At 66.0% G+C, this 19527-nt stretch carries 18 protein-coding genes; 9 read left to right on the top strand and 9 right to left on the bottom strand.

Going from position 1 to position 19527, the window contains the following annotated elements:
* Positions 1-26 precede the first annotated feature (26 nt).
* A complete protein-coding gene (locus tag LJ737_RS24685) occupies positions 27-1226 on the top strand; it encodes a CaiB/BaiF CoA transferase family protein (protein WP_227769442.1) in 1200 nt (399 codons plus the stop codon).
* Positions 1227-1316: 90 nt separating this feature from the next.
* Positions 1317-2213 carry a eukaryotic translation initiation factor 3 subunit J gene (locus LJ737_RS24680; protein WP_227769441.1) on the top strand — a complete coding sequence of 299 codons (897 nt, stop codon included), beginning with the start codon at positions 1317-1319 and terminating at the stop codon, positions 2211-2213.
* Positions 2214-2497: 284 nt separating this feature from the next.
* Here the strand turns inward: LJ737_RS24680 and trpS are convergent, their stop codons facing one another.
* From trpS to LJ737_RS24640, 8 genes are all read right to left on the bottom strand, one after another.
* Positions 2498-3475, bottom strand: a complete 978-nt coding sequence (trpS, locus tag LJ737_RS24675; RefSeq protein WP_227769440.1) for a tryptophan--tRNA ligase — start codon at positions 3473-3475, stop codon at positions 2498-2500.
* A 9-nt stretch (positions 3476-3484) separates the two neighbouring features.
* The gene (locus LJ737_RS24670; RefSeq protein ID WP_227769439.1) at positions 3485-4141 is read right to left on the bottom strand and encodes a hypothetical protein; all 657 of its coding nucleotides are present in this window, start codon (positions 4139-4141) and stop codon (positions 3485-3487) included.
* Between the two features lie 15 nt (positions 4142-4156).
* Positions 4157-4930 (bottom strand): queuosine precursor transporter, encoded by a 774-nt coding sequence (locus tag LJ737_RS24665; RefSeq protein WP_227769438.1) that lies wholly within the window; start codon positions 4928-4930, stop codon positions 4157-4159.
* Positions 4931-5116: 186 nt separating this feature from the next.
* On the bottom strand, positions 5117-6028 hold the full coding sequence (locus tag LJ737_RS24660) for a ribonuclease Z (RefSeq protein WP_227769437.1): 912 nt from the start codon (positions 6026-6028) through the stop codon (positions 5117-5119).
* A gap of 128 nt (positions 6029-6156) precedes the next feature.
* On the bottom strand, positions 6157-6531 hold the full coding sequence (locus LJ737_RS24655) for an STAS domain-containing protein (protein ID WP_078012567.1): 375 nt from the start codon (positions 6529-6531) through the stop codon (positions 6157-6159).
* A 109-nt stretch (positions 6532-6640) separates the two neighbouring features.
* On the bottom strand, positions 6641-7465 hold the full coding sequence (locus tag LJ737_RS24650) for a DUF4198 domain-containing protein (protein ID WP_227769436.1): 825 nt from the start codon (positions 7463-7465) through the stop codon (positions 6641-6643).
* Positions 7466-7471: 6 nt separating this feature from the next.
* Positions 7472-9316 (bottom strand): glycosyltransferase, encoded by a 1845-nt coding sequence (locus LJ737_RS24645; protein WP_227769435.1) that lies wholly within the window; start codon positions 9314-9316, stop codon positions 7472-7474.
* A 139-nt stretch (positions 9317-9455) separates the two neighbouring features.
* Entirely contained in the window at positions 9456-11309 is a 1854-nt protein-coding gene (locus LJ737_RS24640; protein ID WP_227769434.1) for an alpha-amylase family glycosyl hydrolase, read from the bottom strand.
* 183 nt (positions 11310-11492) lie between these two features.
* On the opposite strand from LJ737_RS24640, the gene LJ737_RS24635 reads away from it, so the two are divergent.
* The 3 genes from LJ737_RS24635 (at position 11493) to LJ737_RS24625 (ending at position 14093) form a co-directional block, all read left to right on the top strand.
* Positions 11493-12602, top strand: a complete 1110-nt coding sequence (locus LJ737_RS24635) for a class I SAM-dependent methyltransferase (RefSeq protein WP_227769433.1) — start codon at positions 11493-11495, stop codon at positions 12600-12602.
* 67 nt (positions 12603-12669) lie between these two features.
* On the top strand, positions 12670-13347 hold the full coding sequence (locus LJ737_RS24630; protein WP_227769432.1) for a hypothetical protein: 678 nt from the start codon (positions 12670-12672) through the stop codon (positions 13345-13347).
* A gap of 347 nt (positions 13348-13694) precedes the next feature.
* Positions 13695-14093: a DUF6960 family protein gene (locus tag LJ737_RS24625; protein WP_227769431.1), complete on the top strand. Its 399-nt coding sequence runs from the start codon at positions 13695-13697 to the stop codon at positions 14091-14093.
* 127 nt (positions 14094-14220) lie between these two features.
* On the opposite strand, the gene LJ737_RS24620 is transcribed toward LJ737_RS24625, so the two are convergent.
* Positions 14221-14916 (bottom strand): glycosyl hydrolase 108 family protein, encoded by a 696-nt coding sequence (locus LJ737_RS24620; protein ID WP_227769430.1) that lies wholly within the window; start codon positions 14914-14916, stop codon positions 14221-14223.
* 276 nt (positions 14917-15192) lie between these two features.
* Here LJ737_RS24620 and LJ737_RS24615 point away from each other — a divergent pair, with 276 nt between their 5' ends.
* From LJ737_RS24615 to LJ737_RS24600, 4 genes are all read left to right on the top strand, one after another.
* On the top strand, positions 15193-15930 hold the full coding sequence (locus LJ737_RS24615; protein ID WP_227769429.1) for a hypothetical protein: 738 nt from the start codon (positions 15193-15195) through the stop codon (positions 15928-15930).
* Positions 15931-16256: 326 nt separating this feature from the next.
* Positions 16257-17900: a hypothetical protein gene (locus LJ737_RS24610; RefSeq protein WP_227769428.1), complete on the top strand. Its 1644-nt coding sequence runs from the start codon at positions 16257-16259 to the stop codon at positions 17898-17900.
* Between the two features lie 57 nt (positions 17901-17957).
* Positions 17958-18755 (top strand): peptidoglycan recognition protein family protein, encoded by a 798-nt coding sequence (locus tag LJ737_RS24605; protein ID WP_227769427.1) that lies wholly within the window; start codon positions 17958-17960, stop codon positions 18753-18755.
* 199 nt (positions 18756-18954) lie between these two features.
* On the top strand, positions 18955-19512 hold the full coding sequence (locus LJ737_RS24600; protein ID WP_227769426.1) for a hypothetical protein: 558 nt from the start codon (positions 18955-18957) through the stop codon (positions 19510-19512).
* The last annotated feature ends 15 nt before the right edge of the window (positions 19513-19527 follow it).

Raw genomic sequence — 19527 nt, 5'->3', positions numbered from 1 at the left:
CGGCCGTAGGCCGCTGCCTTTCCTCAATGCCTTTTTCTTTGAACGACTTCTCCGCTTCCGAGCTTCCCCTCCGCGGCCTGCGCGTGCTGGAGCTGGCCGCCGTGCTGGCCGGCCCGCAGGTCGGGCAGTTCCTGGCCGAACTGGGCGCCGACGTTACCAAAATCGAGCCGCCGGCCGGCGACGTGACCCGCAGCTGGAAAACCCCGGCCGAGCCCGCCGACGCCGACGTGTCGGCCTATTTCGCCTGCGCCAACTGGGGCAAGCAGTCGGTGGTGGCCGATTTGCGCACGCCGGCCGGGCGGGCCCTGGTGCAGCGCCTGGCCGGCGCGGCCGACATCGTGCTGGCCAGCTACAAGCCCGGCGACGCGGAAAAGCTGCAGGTCGACTACGCCACGCTCAGCCAGCAGCACCCGCGGCTCATCTACGGGCAGATAACCGGCTACGGCCCCCAGGAGCCCCGCGCCGGCTACGACGCGGTGGTGCAGGCCGAGGCCGGGTTCATGCACCTCAACGGCGAGCCGGGCCAGCCCCCGCTCAAGATGCCCGTGGCCCTGATGGACCTCTTGGCCGCCCACCAACTCAAGGAAGGCCTGCTCACGGCCCTCTACCGCCGCGAGCGGACGGGCCAGGGGGCCCTGGTGCAGGTGTCGCTCTGGGAAGCCGGGCTGGCCTCGCTGGCCAACCAAGCCAGCACCTACCTCGTCACCGGCCACGACCCGCAGCCCCTGGGCTCGGGCCACCCCAGCATCGTGCCCTACGGCACCGTGTACCAGGGCGCCGACGGCGTGCGCCTGATTCTGGCCGTGGGCTCCGACCGGCAGTTTCAGGAGTTGTGCGCGGCGCTCGGCCAGCCGGAGTGGGCCGCAGACGCGCGGTTCCGGACCAACGGGGCCCGCGTGCGGCACCGCGCCGAACTGGAAGCGCTGTTGGCCGGGCGCATCGGCCAGATCAGCGGGGCCGAACTGCTGGCCCGGCTGGAAACGGCCGCCGTGCCCGCCGGGGCCGTGCGCACCGTGGGGCAGGCCCTGCAGCAGCCCAGCGCGGCAGCCATGCTGCTGCCGCCCACGGCGGCGTTTGCGCATCCGGGGTTGCGCACGGTGGCGTTTCGCAGCCCGCAGTGGCCCGCGGTGCCGGCGCTGGCCGGGCCGCCGGCGCTGGGCGACTCGGCGGCCGCGCCGGACGCCGCCGACCAGCTTTCGGTCGAAAATTCCATCCCCCCGGGCTAAAGATTCGTAGCATTAGGCATTCCGCAGCATTTCGAAGGGACGCTCCGTCCCGCTTGCCCCTGACCCCCAAACGGCTCCGCCTGCTCACCTATGCCCGAGGAAAACAACCGCCCGACCCCATCTGCTGAGTTCACCGAAACTCCCACCGAGCTAGACCCCCGCCCCGCCGAGAAGCCCGCCAAGGCAACCAAGGCCAGCACCGCGAAATCGGCCAAACCGGCCAAAGCCGACAAGCCCGCCAAGCCCGCCGGCCGCAAAAAAGCGGCGGCCGAAGCCGAGCCGGAAGAACCCGAAGACAAGCTCGACATCATCTTCGAGGGCCTGCGGCAGAAATCAGCCGCCAAGCAAGCCATTTTCCGCAACGCGCAAGCTGCCTTCGAGTGCCTGCGCACCGTCACGCAGGAGCTGGTGCTGGATTTGACGCGCCGCGTCACCTCGGTGGATTCCAGCGTGGTCATCGAGTACCGGCCGGTCAACGAGCTGGAGTTTCACATCCGCTTCAGCGGCGACTTGTTGGTGTTCGTGATGCACTCCAACATCATCACCTTCCCCGACGACTTCCCGCTGTTCGGCTCGCGCTACGTGAGCGAGGATTTCCGGCGCCGCTTCTTCGGCCACATCATGGCCTACAACTTCATGGCCGACAGCATCAAGTACCAGCGCCTGAACGACCCGGGCTACCTGGTCGGCCGCCTGCTCATCAACATAGACAACCACTACTACATCGAGGGCGCCAAACAGCTGGACCTGCCCGACAACGACATGGAGCACAACGTCGTCAACGAGGACGCCATGCGCCTGTACGTGGAAAGCGCCATGATTGCGGCCGTCAACAACGACCTGATGGCCCCGCCCATTCAGGACATCCAGAAGATTACCGTCAAGCAGAAGCTGGAAAACCAGCAGGTCAGCCGCGGCAGCAAGGTGGGCTTCAACTTCCGCAACGAGCAGCCCCGCCACCAAGGCTACGACGGCCTGACGTACTGAGTAGCCAGGTGGTGAAGGGAAGCTTGCCGCTGAAACGGCACTGAAAAAGGCCGCGGGCCACCCCTCCGTCCTTGCGAGGAGGCACGACGAAGTAATCCTTCCTCCAGCAGCCCCGCCGGCGCAATACCTCCGACCCAAAAACCAGCCCCGCCCGAAACCAGAGTTACTTGGTTTCGGGCGGGGCTGTTTTCGGTTGGTGCCAGTCGGGCCGTCGTGCCGCGAGCGGCATCATTGCCGCGCTTGACTACGTCGACCTTCGGTTCGTTCGCAAGGACGGCTGGCTGCTACCGGGCTTGGTAGCCTACTTTCTCCCGCACTTTGTTGAGCACCGTGCTGCCATAGTCCTGGGCTTTGCGGGCGCCTTCGGCGAGGCGGCGGTCCACTTCCGGCAGGTTTTGCATGAAGTAGTTGAACTGCTCCCGCTCCTGGGCGAAGCGCGTGCGGATGACCTCGAACAGGGCCTGCTTGGCGTGGCCGTAGCCGTAGCCGCCGTTGAGGTAGTTCTGGCGCATTTCGGCCGTTTGCTCGGGCGTGGCCAGCAGCGAAAACAGCTTGAAAGTGGTGTCGGTATCCGGGTTTTTGGGCGCCTCCAGCGGGGTGCTGTCCGAAACGATGCCGCGGATGTTTTTCAGCAGGGCCTTGTCGTCGAGGAAGATGTCGATGATGTTGCCGTAGGACTTGCTCATCTTCTGCCCGTCGAGGCCCGGAATGGTTTGGATCTGTTCGTCGGTGCGGGCCTGGGGCAGCACGAAGGTGTCGCCGTAGCGGTTGTTGAAGGTGCTGGCAATGTCGCGGGTGATTTCCAGGTGCTGAATCTGGTCCTTGCCCACCGGCACAAAGTCCGCGTCGTAGAGCAAGATGTCGGCCGCCATGAGCACGGGGTAGGTAAACAGGCCCGCATTCACGTCCGCGAGCCGGTCCGACTTGTCTTTGAACGAGTGCGCGTTGGCCAGCATCGGGTAGGGCGTGAAGCACGACAGGTACCAAGCCAGCTCGGTTACCTGCGGCACGTCCGACTGCCGGTAGAACAGGTTCTTCTCCGTGTCGAAGCCGCAGGCTAGCCACGCGGCGGCCACCGAGTAGGTGTTGTGGCGCAGCAACTCCGCGTCGCGCACTTGCGTGAGGGAGTGCAGGTCGGCGATGAAGAGCAGGGAGGTGTTGGCCGCGCTTTTCGATAATTCGATGGCGGGCAGGATGGCGCCGAGCAGGTTGCCCAAATGCGGGCGGCCGGTGCTCTGAATGCCGGTCAGGATGCGGGACATGGGGTAAAGTTAAGGCTGCTTCGCCGCGTAGGCGTTGTACGAATGGAGAAACTCCGGCAGGTTTTCAATCGTGATGCGGCCGGTGGTCAGGATGCGGGCGTAGGACGGCTGATCGGCCACCAAGGGCCCCACTACCTCGCGCAGGCGTTTTTGACTGGTCATGGCCCCGCCTTCGGGTAGCTGCGCCCAGGTCGTGGCGCCGCGCTGCCGCAGCAGCAACGTGGACATGCGCACCCCGCCCACGTTGGCCGTGTAGCTGTAGCGCAGGACTTCGATGTTGCCTTTTTCGAGCACCTTGGCAAAGACCGGTGTGATGCTGGTGCTATCCGTGCTGCGGGCATTTTGCACGAAGTCAACGGGAACAAACGTGGCCGGGCCGATGGTGAAATACGCCAACTGCCGGGGCGTGTACTCCCGTTTCTGCCCGTCGTCGGTTTCGACTTCCAAGTTCGGGTGCTTGCCGTAGCGCAGCCACAGCTCCCCCTTGACGCGGGAGCTGTCTGGCAACACGCAGGTGCCCGGTTGCGCAGTCGCATAGCCCGTCGGGCCCAGCGCCCGCGTGGGCATACGGCCGGGCACGCCCCCCGGCCCGGGCGGGACCATTATTTGGGCAGTGGCGCCGGTGGAAAGCAGGCCAGCGGCTAGTAGCGGAAAAAGCAGTTTCATAACCAAGGGCAAGCCTCACACCGACACGTTCTGGGCCGCTTCCGTCTGCAGCTCGGTAGTTTCCGCCTGGCCCAGGTACCGGTCGATGAGGTTGTGGGCCAGGTAAAGCACCGGCGTGAGCAGCACGGCGGCCGCGAATTTATACCAGTAGTTGGTGTTGGCCACGCTGAGCACTTGCTCGAAGGACCAATTGCCGAACACGTAGAAAGCCACGAACAACACCACGAACGAGTCGACGAGCTGGGAAATAAGCGTGGAGCCGGTGGCGCGCAGCCAGATCAGGCGGCTGCCGGTGATGCGGCGCAGGCGCTGAAACACCGTCGCGTCGAGCAGCTGGCCCACGATGAAGGCCGCAATGGAGCCGATGATGATGTTGCCGCCCTGCCGGAAAATGCTCTGGTAGGCGTAGTCAATGTTGAAGGGCCGGCCCTGGGCGTCGGCCTTGTTCACGTCGAGCCAAAAGGCGGCCGGCTGCAGCCGGGTGGTGGCGTAGATGACGCCAAAGGCATAGAGGATCAGCCCGGCCGTGAGCAGGCTCACCCGCAGCACGCCCTTGGGCCCGAAGTACTCGTTGAGGATGTCCGTCGTCACGAACACTGCCGGCCAGATCAGCACGCCCGCCGTCAGGTCGCCCGGCACCGTTTCGGGCAGGCCGATTAACCCGTTGACGTGAAAAATCTTCACCCCGATGATTTCGGCTAGCAGGGCATTGACGATGAAGATGGCGCTGAGCACCAGGTAGAGCTGCTGCTTCTTGTGGGCAAACAGCGAGTTGGCCGGAGTAGACATGAGGGCAAAATAAGTCGTTTAGAGCAGCAAATAGCACGTCATTCCGAGCGAAGCCGATCAATCTCGCGTGCTGATGCCAGGTAGTAAAGCCCTCTTTGAACAAAGAAATTACTATTGGAAGTCAGCACGCGAGATTGATCGGCTTCGCTCGGAATGACGTGCTTTTCCTTTGGCGTAATGCCCCGGCTACAGCGTCACCGTTAGGCCTTCCACGGCCAGCTGCGTGGGCTCGAACTCGCGGCGGGCTTCGCTGAGCAAGGGCTGCAGGTCGCGGTAGCGGGAGGAGAAGTGGCCGATAAGCAGTTGCTTTGCCTCGGCTAGGCGCGCCAGCTGCCCAGCCTGCCGGGCGGTGGAATGGCCGGTTTGCTGGGCCCGGTCGAGCATTTCGTGCAGGAAGGTGCACTCGTGGTAGAGCAGGTCGACGCCGCGGACCAGCTCGGCTAAGCTTTCCTGGTACACCGTGTCGGAGCAGTAGGCGTAGCTGCGGGGCGCGGGCGGCTCGGTACTCACGTCGTGGTGGCGCAGCCATACGTGGCCGGCTTCGTCGCTGAGGTCTTCGCCGCGGGTCAGGGCCTGCAGCTGCTCGGGCGTGAGTGAGTCGGGCAGGGCCTCCTTCACCAAGCGCCGGCGCCGCGGCTGCTCCCGAAACAGGTAGCCGCAGCACGGAATGCGGTGGCGCATGGGCAGCGTGTACACCTGCACCAAGTGGTCGGAATAAATCAGCTGGTGCCGCTCGGTGTCGACGGCCACGAAGTCCACGTCGTAGGCCAGGGGCGTGCCGGAGCAGCGCAGCTGGGTGGTGATGATTTCGTCGAGGCCGGCGGGGCCGAACAGCTGCAGCGGCTCGGTGCGGCCCTGCAGGTGCAGGGTGCCCAGCAGCCCGAACAGGCCGAAGAAATGGTCGCCGTGCAGGTGCGAGATAAAGATGCGGTTGATGCGCCCAAAGCGGATGCGTTGCTCGATCAGGCGCTCTTGGGTAGCTTCGCCGCAGTCAATCAGATACGGCTCGCGGCCCACGGTGAGCACCTGCGCCGTGTGGTGGCGCCCGAGCATGGGCGTGGCGGAAGCGCTGCCGAGTATCGTAAGCTCAAACTCCAAAACAGTGGTCTGTTGTTAGTTATCCATTGTCAGCACTAGCTGGGGCCGCTACCAAAAGAAGAAGGTTGTCAGTTGCCAGCTTCTCGCACTGACAACTGACAACCTCTCGACTGACAACTAAGCGGAAACTACTCCTTGCTGGTCAAGTCACGCTCGATGGCGTGCAGGAAAATGCGGTCGATGCCTTCTTCCACCGTGGGCAGGATGTGCAGTACCGACTCCAGCTTCGAGATGGTGATAAGCTTCATCACGTGGTCTTGCAGGCCGGTCAGCACCAGCAGGCCGCCGGTGGAGTTGCACAGGCGGTTGGCAATCAGGATGGAGCTCAGACCCGACGAATCAGTGTACTTCACATTCTGCAGGTCGAGGATCAGGTTGTTGATGCCCTCGGCGTTGAGCTTCACGAACTCCGACTTCAGATCCGGCGCAACGGTAGTGTCGAGCTTTTTCTCGTCAATCGTGATGATCGTGTAGTTCTCTTTTTTATCGATGGAGTACTTCATACCAGGAAGGTGGTTGCTTTCGAGAGGGGGGTAGGTTGCGAAGGTAAGAAAAAAAGCCGGGTCTCAGGTACGAGGGGAACCCTACGAAGTTATAGGTTTTCCATCAATTTCAACGGCCCGGGGCCCCAAAAGTGAGGGAGGCCCAGGTGCTCTGCCAATCGGCCTGCGGGTGCTTGGGCAGGGCCACCATGCGCACGGTGGCCAGCAGCACTTCGGCCGGGTACTGCAGCTGAAACAGCGCCCGGCCGTTTTGGTTGGTGTGCAGGGTAAAATGTTTGGGCGGCTGCCCGCCCAGGGGCCGCAGCCACACCTGCACGGCCTGGGCCGCGGCCGGGCGGCCATCGGCCAGCACCCGCACCGTGAGCGAGGCCCCGGGCGCCAAGGCGTAGGGGTTTTGCTCGGGAATGATTTCGAGCGGGTGGCCCGCGCGGCGGCGGTAAGTGGTATCGGCAGTCAGGGCCGCGGCGGGACCGGCCAGCAGCAGGGTTTTGGCGCAGCGGCGGTAGGCTTCGCGGCCGGGCTGCTCCTGCTGCTTGCGCTTTTGCCGCAGCCAGCTCGCGTCGCTCAGGCCTTCTTCCTTCAGATAAGCTTCAAACTCGGTCGCGGGCAGGGTGATAAAGGCGTCGTTGGTTTGCAGGGCCAGCAGGTGCACGCCGGGCTGCCGCAGTGCCACGGTGGTGCTGAGCGTGTCGGCGGCGCGGGCGGCGGCAGTGAGGTCGGCAGGGGCGGCGGTGCCGGGCTCGAAGTGCGTCAGCTGCTCCAACCGGGCGCTCAGGCCGGTCCAGCGCGTGCCCTGAAAATCGGCCCCGACCCAGCGGCCCAGGTGCACGCGGCTGCCCGCCGCCACCGCGAAGCGCGTGGGCTGCAGCCAGAACTCGTGGGCCAGGGCCGCCGTGGCCGCCAGCAGCAGGCAGGGCAGGAGCAGACGTTGCATGGCCGCTTACTCCCGCTCCAGGGCCAACTCGTAGGCGTGGTCGTAGTGCTGGCGCAGCTGGTGCCAGTCGAACTGTCCGGAGGAGCTTTCCACCTGGTTGCGCTGCATGATTCGCTCCCGGCGGTTGAGCATCACGAAGCGCCAGAGCATGTCGGTCAGCTCCTCGGCGGCCTCGTCGAAGCTGCGCTCCTTGCGGCGCACCACGAAAATGCCCTTCTGCTCGTGGTCGGGCACGTGCTGCTGCACGTAGTCGCCGAAGCCGGAGAGGTCGGAGGTGACGGCCGGCACGCCGCTGGCAATGCACTCCAGCGGGGTGTAGCCCCAGGGCTCGTAGTAGCTCGGAAACACGCCCAGGTGGCAGCCGCGCACGAACTGCCCGTAGTCCATGCCGAACAGCGGGGAGGTAGTCGACACGAAATCGGGGTGGTAGACGACCTTGACCCGGTCGTGGCGGTTGTTCACCAGGTTGGCGCGGCGCACGAATTCCAGGATTTCGTCCTTGCCGTCGTCCACGAGGTTGTGGGTCACGACCGGGGGCAGGCGGGTGGTCTTCCAGCTTTGCAGGGCGCGGCGGTAGCGCAGCTTCCAGTAGTCGTCGACGAGGCTGTTGAGGTTGGGCAGCTGGTAGTCGGCGGAGCTGGCGGCTTGGTAAAACAGCTTTTCGCCCACCTGCTGCTCGATGGCCTCGCAGGTGCTCTGCACTTCGTCGAGCATGGCCCGGCTCTGCAGCACCTCGGCGTTGATGCTGTGGTAGGGCCGCTTGGTAATCATGAACAAGACCACCTGCCCTTCGAGCCCGCTCTGCTGAATGCGGTAGTTCAGCCGCGCCACGGCCTCCAGCGTGAGGTCGAAGCCCTTGTTGTGGTACTCGTAGCGGCCGGAGGTAAAGAAGTACAGCGTCTTGTCCAGGTCGAAGGAGTACGACTGGAAAAAGTGCGCCATCACGAATTCGTGAATCTTCGACTTGTAGAGCTGGTGCAGGTTCTGAAACTCGTGCAGGGCCACAAACCGCTCGATGTTTAGCCCGTTGGGCAGCACCGCGTCCGGAATGCGGTCGAGCAGGTAAATGCACTCGCGCACCGTCAGCTCCGACACGGTGGTGAACACGTGGGCGCCGTGGGCGGCGGCGCGCTCCATGCGCACGGCCGTTTCGATGTTGAAGTGCTTGGCTTCCCGCTCCCAGTCCACGTACAGCAGGTGGTCGTAGAAGTTCGGGTCGTTCATGGCCAGGTAGCGGCCGAGCAGGGTGGCGTGGGTGGTAAATACCAGCTTGGCCTTCGACTGCTCGCGGCGCAGGGCCGGAATGGCCGAGCCCACCATCCACTCGTGGAAGTGGGCAATGATGCGGTACTCGGCGGCGGCGGCTTCGGCCTCCAAGGTCTGCACGAAGCGCGTGGCCAGGTGCCCAAAGGCCGTAACCTGGTGCAAGAGGTCGTCGTGCTCCTGCGAGGGAATGTGGTGGTGCTCCCAGAGGTCGGCCTTGAGCTGCCCGAGCTGGTTGTAGGCCTGAAACGGCGACAAGAGCACCACCCGCGGCTTGCCGGTGACGAGCCAGTGGCCGTAGTGCACCTCCACGCCCTGCTGGCGCAGGCGGCGCACGGCGCGGGCCACCGGGTCGTGGTAGGCGGCCGCCAGCTGGGTGTCCGACAGGGGCTCGAACTCGGCCTGGGCCTGTTGCGGAAAATAGGGGCCGAGCAGGCAGTACCGGTCGTTCCACACGTCGACGGTGGCCGGGACCTTGGAGCGGATAACGGTGTAGATGCCGCCGACCTGGTTGCACACTTCCCAGGCGACTTCCAGGAGCAAGGCGCTGGGCACAACGGTTTCGGGGGCGGAGGCGGGAAACTGCATTCGGTAAGGGGCGCGTTGGAGGACTTGCGGCAAGATAGAAGCTGCCCGGTGGTTTTGCGGGCAAACCAGTCGCAAAAAGGCGGGCGGCGCCGTTTTTTTCAAAACCGCCGCCGCCCGCCGCCCAAGTGTGTTGCCGGGGCTAGTCCGCGTCCTGCGAAATAATGAGCACCGAGTAGGGCGCCAGCCCGAAGGAGCCCGCAAACGGCTGCCCGTCGTAGTCGCCTGCGTCGGCCTGAGTCCCCACGCTCTCGAAGTTGCCGAACTCCTGGTCGTAGCCGGCCCAGTCGGAGTTGAAACGCACGTGCCACTGCCCGCTTGCGGGCAGGCCGATGGTGTAGGCTTCGTGGCTGCGGTCGGCGAAGTTGCAGAGCACGACGGTGTCATCGGCGGGGCCGCCGTCGGCCCAGCGCCGGAAGGCCAGCACCTTGTCTTCGTCGTTGACGTGCAGCACCTCGATGTGCTGGCCCCGCAGGCCGCCGGTGGTGCCGCGCTGGTTGCGGCGCAGCGCTATCAGGTCGCGGTACAGGTGCACCAGGCCCCCGAACTGCTCCTCGCGGCTCCAGTCTAGCGGCTGGTCGTCGCTGAACGAGCCGTCGGCGAGCATGGGCTGGCCCTGGAAAATCATCGGGATGCCCGGGGCGGTGAAGACCAGCGCGGCGCCCAGGGTGGAGCGCTTCTTCGGAAACCAGGAGGCCGCGTTGCCGGGCATGATTTCCTCGGTCACGCGGGCCTTGCCGTTGGCCACCTCGTCGTGCGACTCGGTGTAGACCACGCGCTGAAACGCGTCGCCGTTGTAGACTTTGGTCAGGGCCGCGGCCACGGCCGCCATGCTGCGGTCCTGGTCGTTGGGCGTCACCAGCGCGTCGCGGATGGGGTACACGAAGGCCGAATCCCACTGGGCCGAGAAGCCCTGGCCGCCCTCGCCGGGCGTTTTGGTGATGTACTCGTTGCCGAGCAAATCCTCGGCAATGGTGATTTTCCAGGGCATGCGGGCGTGGATTTCCTCGTTGATCCACTTCATCAGGCTCCAGCCGTCGGGCAGGTCGCGGGCGGGGTCGGTGGTGCCGTCCACGTTGCGGATGTGGGCAATGGCGTCGGCCCGCAGCCCGTCGACGCGGTATTCTTCCAGCCAGAGCAGGGCGTTGTCGCGGATGTACTGGCGCACCTCGGGGCGGCCGTAGTCGGGGCGGTTGTGGCCCCAGGGCGTTTCGGCGCGCCAATCATTGTAGAAATAGATGCCCCCGCCGTCGTTTTCCTGCCAGCCGTCGAACTGCCACAGGTCCAGGTCGCCGGGGCCGAAGTGGTTGTAGACCACGTCCAGAATCACGGCAATGCCGTGCTGGTGGGCGGCGCGGATAAACTCTTTGAAAGCCAGAGGCCCGCCGTAGTCGGTTTCGATGGCGTAGGGGTGGGCCGGGTTGTAGCCCCACGACAGGGAGCCCGGAAACTCCGTGGCCGGCATGATTTCGACGGCATTCACGCCCAGGTCCCGCAGGTAGCCCAGCTTCTCGATGGCGTCGCGGAAGGTGCCGGGGCGGGCGGGGTCGGGGGCGTAGAAGGTGCCCACGTGCAGCTCGTAGATGACCAGCTCGTTCCAGGCGGGCATCTCGAAGTGGTCGTCGCCCCAGTCGAAGCTGGGGTCGTGCACCACCGAGTTGCCGGCCGAGTGCGTGACCTGGCGGGCGTAGGGGTCGTGGCGGGTCAGCTCGCGGCCGTCTTCGGTCTTGAGCCAGAACTTGTATTCGGTGCCGGCGGGCAGCGCGGCCACGGTGGCGGCCCAGTAGCCGTCGGCTTCGTGGCGCAGCGGGTGGGACTCGGCGTCCCAGTCGTTGAAGGGCCCGACGACCGATACGGCCTGGGCGTGCGGGGCCCACACGCGGAAGGTGACGCCCTCGGGGTGCAAAATGGCGCCCATTCCAGCGGGCAGGGCGGCCACGGGTGCGGCCGGCTGGGCAGCGGGGCGCGGTGGTTTCGGAGTGAAGGTGCTAGGCATGAGCAAAAGCGGTGTGCGGCAAATCAGTTCGCACTAACTGCTTTTGTCGAGTTTAGGTTGTGCCGGTCGTGGTTACACCCGCGCCAGCGGCCCGGGGCGCTAGTGCTTGATATTGATTACCTTGAGGATAAGCCCGGCGGAAGCCGTCCGTCGGCGGTGTTATCAACCTAACCCCCACGCGTTATGGAAACCACCATCACCGCCGCGGCCGCCGAGGTCAGCGCCGACGCCTTTGCCGACCGGTTCGTGCAGTCCCTGCTGGGCGCCTTCGACGTATTCGGCGTGTATCTGGGCGTGCGGCTGGGCTACTACCAGGTCCTGGCCCGCAGCGGCCCGCTCACGGCCGCCCAGCTGGCCCGCCGCACCGGCACCGACGCCCGCTACGCCTGCGAGTGGCTGGAGCAGCAAACCGTATCGGCCATTCTCACCGTCGACGACGAGCATGCCCCGGCCGCCGAGCGGCGGTATGCGCTGCCGCCCGGCCCGGCCGAAGTGCTGGCCGACGAAAACAGCCTGCAGTACCTCGCCCCCATGGCCCAACTCATGGCCGGCATCGTGCACCCGCTGCCCGCGGTGGTGGCCTCGTACCGCAGCGGCGGCGGCCTCTCCTTCGGCGCCTACGGGCCCGACATGCGCGAGGGGCAGGCCGGGCAAAACCGCACCATGTTCTTGCAGCAGCTGGGCCGGGAGTGGCTGCCCGGCTTGCCCGATATCGACGCCCGCCTGCGCCAATCCGAGCGGCCCGCCCGCGTGGCCGACATCGGCTGCGGGGCCGGATGGTCGGGCATCGGCCTGGCGCAGTGCTACCCGGATATCGTGGTCGATGGGTTCGATCTGGACGAGGAGTCGGTGGCGCTGGCCCAGGCCAACGTGGCCGCCGCGGGCCTCTCGGAGCGGGTGCGCATCCGGGTGCGCGACGCGGCCGATGCCCCGCTCACCGAGGGCCACTACGACTTGGTCACGGCCTTCGAGTGCATCCACGACATGAGCCAGCCGGTGGCCGTGCTGCGCGCCATGCGCCGCCTGGCAGGCCCCAGCGGCGCCGTACTGGTGATGGACGAGCGGGTGGCCGAGCAGTTCTCCGCCAGCGCCGACCCCATCGAGCGGCTGATGTACGGCTTCAGCATTCTGCACTGCCTGCCGGTGGGCAAGGCCGAGGACCCGTCGGCCGAAACGGGCACCGTGATGCGCCCCGGCACGCTGGCCCGCTACGCCCGCGGGGCCGGCTTCGCGCGCACCGAAATTCTGCCCATCGAGCACCCGTTTTTCCGCTTCTACCAGCTGCACAGCTGAGGCATTGGCCCCTGCAGGGATGCGCGCGGAGTTGCGCCCCGGCCGGATTTTGCCGTGCTTGGGCGCCGTGAATTCCTTCGCCCCCGACTCCAGCCGCATTGTTGTATACCACCGCCACCACGCCCGGCGGCAGCGCGCCAAGGCCCTCTCGCACTTGGTGCCCGCGCTAGTGCTACTCAGCAGCCTGCTGCCCCTGCTGCAGGGCGAGACGCTGAGCTGGGTGACGGCAGCCGAAATCGGGGTGGGCGCGGCCTACGTGCTGCTGCTAGTGCGGGAGCTGCGCCACCTGCAGCAGCACCCGCACCACCGCGCCCGGGTGGAGTGGCTGGAAATTGCCGGCGCGGGCATTCTGGCGCTTGAAGGCTACCACATCTGGCACCGCCACCACGAGGCTGCCGACGCCGGCGCCCCGCCCCGGTTCCACGTGCTGCCCTGGCTGTACTGGGCCGTGGCGCTGGTGTACGTGGGCCTGGCCTTCGGCCTGCGCCGCCTCGACGCCCGCCGCCACCTGCACCTGCACGCCGAGGGCTTTAGCCTGCGCCCCAACCCGCTGGTGGCGCTGCGTCACTGGCGCTGGGCCGACATCGACACGCTGGTGGCCGTGGGCGAAGCGGACCTGCTGATCCGCTACCGCAGCGGCCGCGAGGAGCGCCTGTCCTTCGCCCACCTGCACGACGGCCCGGCCTTGCGGCAGCGGTTGCTGGAGCACGCGGCCGGCGGCGAAATCCTAGAGGACGAGGCGTAGCGTGCCGCTGCGGGGCCAGTGTAGTCCTCCGGCTCGCAGAGTACCGCCACGGTCCATTCCTGGTGGCCGCGGGCGTCGCAGCCGGGGTTGGGCGCGTGCCCGTCGCTACGCCGCCCGGCCTCATAGGTGCCTGGGGATTGGGCTGCTGGTCGCGAAGCTCCTAGCTCCCGGCGCCAAAGGCCGCCGCTTTAAACCGGGCCTTCCGAGGGCAGCTGCCCGGGCTCGGGCTAATCCTGCGCCGCAGGCCCGGCGGTACGAATTGGACGGTGCTACTTTTGCCGCCCGCCGAACCCGCGGCTGCGCAGCGGTGTTTTGGAGGTCTATTTCTCACCGCAACTCCGCTTTCCGTGCCCCGTCCGATGCTCGAATACGGCCTGTATGGCTGGTCGCCCGCCTACGGTTATTCCTACCTCCACCCGGCCAACCGCCGCTCCTTTGAGTGGGTGGAGCCGCTCGACAAGCTTTTCGAAAAAATCAGCGAGGACGAGGAGTGGATTACGCTGCGCTACGACGAGCGCAACTACCTCGTGCGCCCCGAGCTGTTCCGCCCGGTGCAGCGCCCCCCGTTCGGCTTCGGCGACGCGGTGGAGGCCGTGGACCTGGAGCCCGGCCAGCCTCGCCTGCGCGGCGTCGTATCCGACATCATGTGGGACGAGCGGCACGACCGCGCCCGGTACCAGATTGTGGTGCGCAAAAAGAAAGTGCCGCGCGTCTTCGAAGCCGACGAATTGCGCCCGGCGCGCTAGTCGGTAAGGCTCTTTTGAACCGGAACGTCCTGCTGCGCTTGCCGAAGCCTCACTACCGCGTCGTTTGTTCGGTAGTAAGGCTTCGGCAAGCGCAGCAGGACGTTCTTACCGTTTTATGAAAAGTGCATTACGCCGTGGCCGCCGCAACCGAAGCGGGCGTGGGCGTGAAGGCTTCGTGGGTGCGGCCCAGCCAGCTGGCCAGGTATTTTTCCATGCGCGCGTCGGTGTGCAGGTTGAGCTGCTGAGCGAAAAACTGGTGCCAAGCAGCCAGCGCGGTGGCTTCGGCCGGCGTGAAGGCGCCCGCGCGGTACTTGTAAAAGGCCTGGCGCATGGCAATCAACCGCTGGTAGAAATGGCCGGCGTCGACGGCGTTGAGCGCGGCGACGCTCTGCGGGCCGATTTCGCCGTCGAGGACTAGGTGGGCGCCGAATTCGGTGTTGAGCAAGTACTGCCACATTTTGGCCGCCCGGCCGGTGCCGGCATTCACGCCGTGGTCGGCCAGCTGGTCGGCAATGGGCTGCGAGTTCACCGCGTCGAGGTGCAGCGGGTTCCAGTAGGCGGCTTTGTAAAAGGCCTCGATGGCCGCGGCCAGCGGAGCATCGGCGGCCAGCGCCACGTTGAGCTGGTGCCAGTCGGCCTGGGGCACGGGGTGGGGCAAGCCCAGGTGGGCCTTGACGGCGTCGACGGCGGGCCAGCCGGACCAGTGCGGGTTGGCGGTGCGGGCAATGCCGCGGTAGGTTTCGCCGCCCGGGTCGAGCGGGTCGTGGCAGTAGCCGCCTTCGTTGGCGAGCAGGGTGGGGTAGTAGTGCGTAAAAGCAGCCATAGCAACAATCAAAAAAAGCAAAAGGGAACCGTAATCGACCCGCCGGCAAAAGCGGGGCGCAGGTCGATATTAGCAAAAAGGTGAATGAATAATTGGGGGCGAGGCGGAATTATTTTAATTATGCAGATGCAAGCTCGGGTTAGTCGTAATTGACGGTGCCCAGGTAGCCGTCCGCGTAGGCTTGAAAAGGCCGCCGGCAATTCGCCCAACGAGTTCTGCTCCGCGCGGCTTGGTTGCTGTGGTTTTTGTCGTTTTCACCTCCTTCGTTTTCCGCTCATGGCCCTCAGCTTACAAGACGACGCCATTGTGTCCACCGTGTCGCTGCCCGCGGCCCAGCCCGGCCGCCTCGACGGGGCCCGCGGCATCATTCCCGATTCCGGCAACGTCAGTGGCCTGGAGGTGCGCCTCTCGCGCCTGCTCGTCAAGGACAACCACACCCCGCGCATTCCGCCCTTTCCCGGCTACGCCAACCTCTATCTGCTCGTGGTGGTCATCGATGACCAGATGCAGGAGCCGCGCACGCTCACGCTCAACAGCTTCGCCCGCGTCGACGACAACGAGGACCTGCCCGTCGACCGCACCGTGTACTACTGGAAGCAGGAGCAGCCCGACCAGAAACCGCCCTGCCAGGTGCACGTGCTCGTGTCGGTGCTCAAAAGCAAAAAGGACCTGCGCGACACCGGGCAGGTGCTGGCCGCCGCCCAGAGCAACGACACCTACAAAAGCCTGCTGCAGCAAGTGACGGCCGCCATCGTGAAAGCCCCGACGCAGACGGTGGGGCTGATTTTGCAGCTCGGCAACGTCATCGGCTCGGCCCTGACCGACGTGGAAGACAAAACGCTCTTTACCCAAGTGGTGAGCTTCACCGACATCAACGGCGACTTCGACACCCTCGGCAAAACCCCGCACGAGCAGGAAAACCGCTACGTGGCCTCCACGCTCAGCATCATCGTGCGCGACGCCGAGCGGGAGCAGGCCCTGGCTACCCTGGCCCCCACTGGCCAGCCGTCGTAAGGCGTTCGGCCGGCGGGGGGCCGCTGCCGGTGTTGCGGCATCCGAGCCAATCGTTACGTTTGTAAACCCAGTTGTTAGCAGGAAATACCAGCTGGGTTAATTAGCGCTTTTCCTGCCCCCACACCTATTGCCTGGATATGTTTTACCCGTAAAAACGCGGGGTTATTGGTGTGTCTATTCAGGTAATTATACCTGGTCGTTATTGAGGCCAATTGAAGGACTTTTGGTGGTGAATAATAGTGGCATTAATACCGTGTTTTATTTGCGTTAAAGTTATTGACTGCGACGCCATTTTACCTCGTCGGTACTCCCGTTTGTCAACCATCATGCTGCCATTTTTTTCGCTTACTCTGGCGCCCAACGCGCCCCGTTACGGCCGGCTAGTGCTGCTGGCCTGGCTTCTCGTGGGCGTCCTGCTGCCGGAGGCGCGCGCTCAGCAACGGCCCCAGGTGTTTCGGCCCGTCATCAAGAACATTCACGCCACGGCCGACGCCGGGCAGGATTCGTTGTTTAAGCTGGGTAGCACCATCACCCTGGAAGTCGACGGGCTGGGGCGCTGGCTGCACGACGAAGAAGCGGCTCTGGAAAAAATGGGCATGAGCCCGGAGCGCGCCCACGCCAAGGCCCGGCAAATGGTGCTCTACATCGACGACACGCCGCTGCGCAACATGCCGCCGCTGGCCGTGTACCTGGCCGGCACCGACAGCAAAGCCGCTGGCTCGCGGCACCGCGCCGCCGCCTACCTCACCGACGACGACACCCTGAGCACCGTGGCCGCCCCCGACCTCGTGGGCCGGGCCGTAAGCGAGGACTCGGTGCTTAACGACCTGAACGCGGCCTACGACAAGGTGCTTTTCAAGCTCGACCGCACGCCGGCCAACCTGCAGTACTGGGACATTGTGTACGGCTCGCCGTGGAAGTTCACGCACCCCGGCAAAATCGGCTTGGGCTACGACGACCAAGTGTTTACGGAGCTGTTTCCGGGGCCCGACCGCAGTGTGCACTTTCAGCTGGTGCAGCCCAGCGCGTTGTGGGTGGCCGGGGTCGGGGTGTTTTTCCTGGCGCTGGGCATCATTGCGCTGGCGCACCGCTCGGCCCTGCTGCGCACCGGCAAGGAGGGCGAGCTGACCAGCGCCGGCGTGGCCCTGGACTCCATGCAGCGGCCCTTCAGCCTGGCCAAGACCCAACTGGCCTGGTGGACGTTCATCATCATGAGCTGCTACCTGGTCATTTACTGCGTGACGGGCGAAATGACCAACATCAGCATGACCACGCTGTCCTTGCTGGGCATCAGTGCGGGCACGGCTGGGCTGAGCGGGCTCATCGGCATGGGCGGCGACGTGGGCAAGGCCCTGCCCGGCGGCCCCGAAGTCAGCCACGGCTGGATGACCGACATTCTCTCCGACAGCAACGGCGTGAGCATTCACCGCCTGCAGAAAGTGGTCATCACGGTGCTGCTGGGCTATTTTTTCGTGCGCACGGTGTACAAAACGGTGGCCCTGCCCGAGTGGAACAACAACGAAACCCTGCTGCTGGCCATCAGCAGCGCCACCTACCTGGGCCTGAAGTGGCAAGAAAACAAACCCGGGACCGAGGCCGTCAACGCGCCTACCGCGGGTGGCGCCGTGGCAGCCGGCCCCGGCACCACGCCGCTGCTAATGACTCCGGTGCCCGCGCCGCCCACCGCGCCGCTCCCGGCTTCCTACGCCGCGCCCGAGGCAGCCGCTTACGTGGCCCCGGGCTACGCCACGGTGCCCGCAGCCGTGGTAGCCGCCCCCACCGTGACCATGGTGCCTGCCGCGCCCGTGGCAACTGCCGCGGCAACCGCTGCCGCCGTGGCGGCGGGCGAGTCGCTGGCCGACCCGACGACGGGCGCGGTGTTGCACCGCGCGGAAGACGACATGGGACCCGAGGCCGCTCAACCGGGAGACGAGGTGCCCCCGCTGGGCGCCGAGCAGATTCCGGGCTGAGTACGACCGGACTTCGAGCCGACCACCGCGGGCCGGGCCCGCCACTTGCAGTAAGCTATGCGCCAGTTCCCCGACCTCGAGTACCCCATCAGCCAAAGCTGGCTGACGCCGCACACCAAGCGCCGCGCCGGCATTCCGGCCGCGCCCATCCGCTTCGTGGTGGCCCACGACACGGGCAACCGCGGCTCCACGGCCGCCGGCAACGTGCGCTACTACGAAGAGTCGCGCAACCAGATCAGCGCCTCGGCCCACCTGTTCGTCGATGACCGGCAGATCCTGGAGTGCGTGCCAGCCCTCACGGCCCCGCCCGAAAAGGCCTGGCACGTGCTCTACAGCGTGACGGAGGACAACCGCCGCTACGGCGCCAACGCCAACGACGCGGCTATCGGGGTGGAGTACTGCTTCGGGCCCAACATCAATGCCGACGAGGCCTACCGCCGCTACGTGTGGGTGCTGGCCTACCTTTGCTGGAAATTTCGCCTCGACCCGGCCCGGGCCATTGTGGGCCACCACATCCTCGACCCGCACCGCAAAACCGACCCCCATTCGGGCCTAGCGCAGAGCAACCGCAGCTACGAGCAGCTGCTGCGCGACGTGCCCGCCGTGTACGCCCGCTGCACCGGCCAGGCCGCGCCCGACCTCTTGCCGCACGAGGCCGCCGCGGGCGTGGTGCGCACCCGCTCGCGCGTCAACATCCGCCACGGCGAGCCATACCGCCGCGCGCCTGCCCGCCTAGTGCCCGCTGGCCACGAACTGGCCTACGTGGGCCGCGTGAAAGGCGAAAGCGTGAACGAAAACGCCGACTGGTACGCCTTGCCCAACAACGAATTCTGCTGGAGCGGGGCGGTGCACTAAGGCCGCCCCGCCGCGCCAAACCGCGCTGCACTGCTGCAGCAGAACCACATCTTTGGGCGCAGCGAGCCTAGTACGGGCGTCAAAATGCCGCAAGCAGGCCAGGCGGCGAAGCCAAGCGGGCAACCCGGGCCCCGATCATGCGATTGACGGCGCCTGGGGCCGGCGGTAAGTTTGGGCAACCCTGAAACGCCCATTTGCCATGAACCACCGCACGCTCGGCCAAGTCGCCATTCTGCTCAGCCCCATGATGGCCCTGATGCTCACCATGCAGCACTGGCCGCCGCAGCACGTTGTGGGCGATGCGGCCGGCTGGTTGTTTCTGGCGGGCTGGCTGTGCAGCGCCGTGGGCATGCGCCGCCTGCGGGTGCTGGGCCCGGGAGCGGTGGCGCGGGGGCTATCGATGCTGCAGATAACCTTGCTGGTGCTGGCTTCCGTTCAGCAACTGTTCGATGCCACCACCGGCCGCCTCGAAACCTGGTACTACTTCGTGTGCGACATGGCCTGGCCGGGCAGCATGGCCATGATGCTCATCACCGGCGTGGCCGTGTGGCGGGCCGGCGTCTGGACTGACTGGCGCCGCTTCGTGCCGGTGCTCTGCGGCCTGACGCTGCCCCTGGCCCTGCTCACGCAGTGGCTGGTGGGCGAGCTGGCCGCGGGCATCGTTTTCGGCGGTTACAGCTGCGTGCTCTGGGCGCTGCTCGGCCTGGCCGTGCGCACGGGCGCTCCGCAGCCGGCGCTGGCCTACGCCAAAGCCTAACCGGGCAGCAGCCGC

Source organism: Hymenobacter sp. 15J16-1T3B (genome assembly GCF_020711235.1).
Classification (GTDB): domain Bacteria; phylum Bacteroidota; class Bacteroidia; order Cytophagales; family Hymenobacteraceae; genus Solirubrum.
Note: the sequence above shows the minus strand (reverse complement) of the source record. Positions and strands in the feature narration are given on the sequence as shown.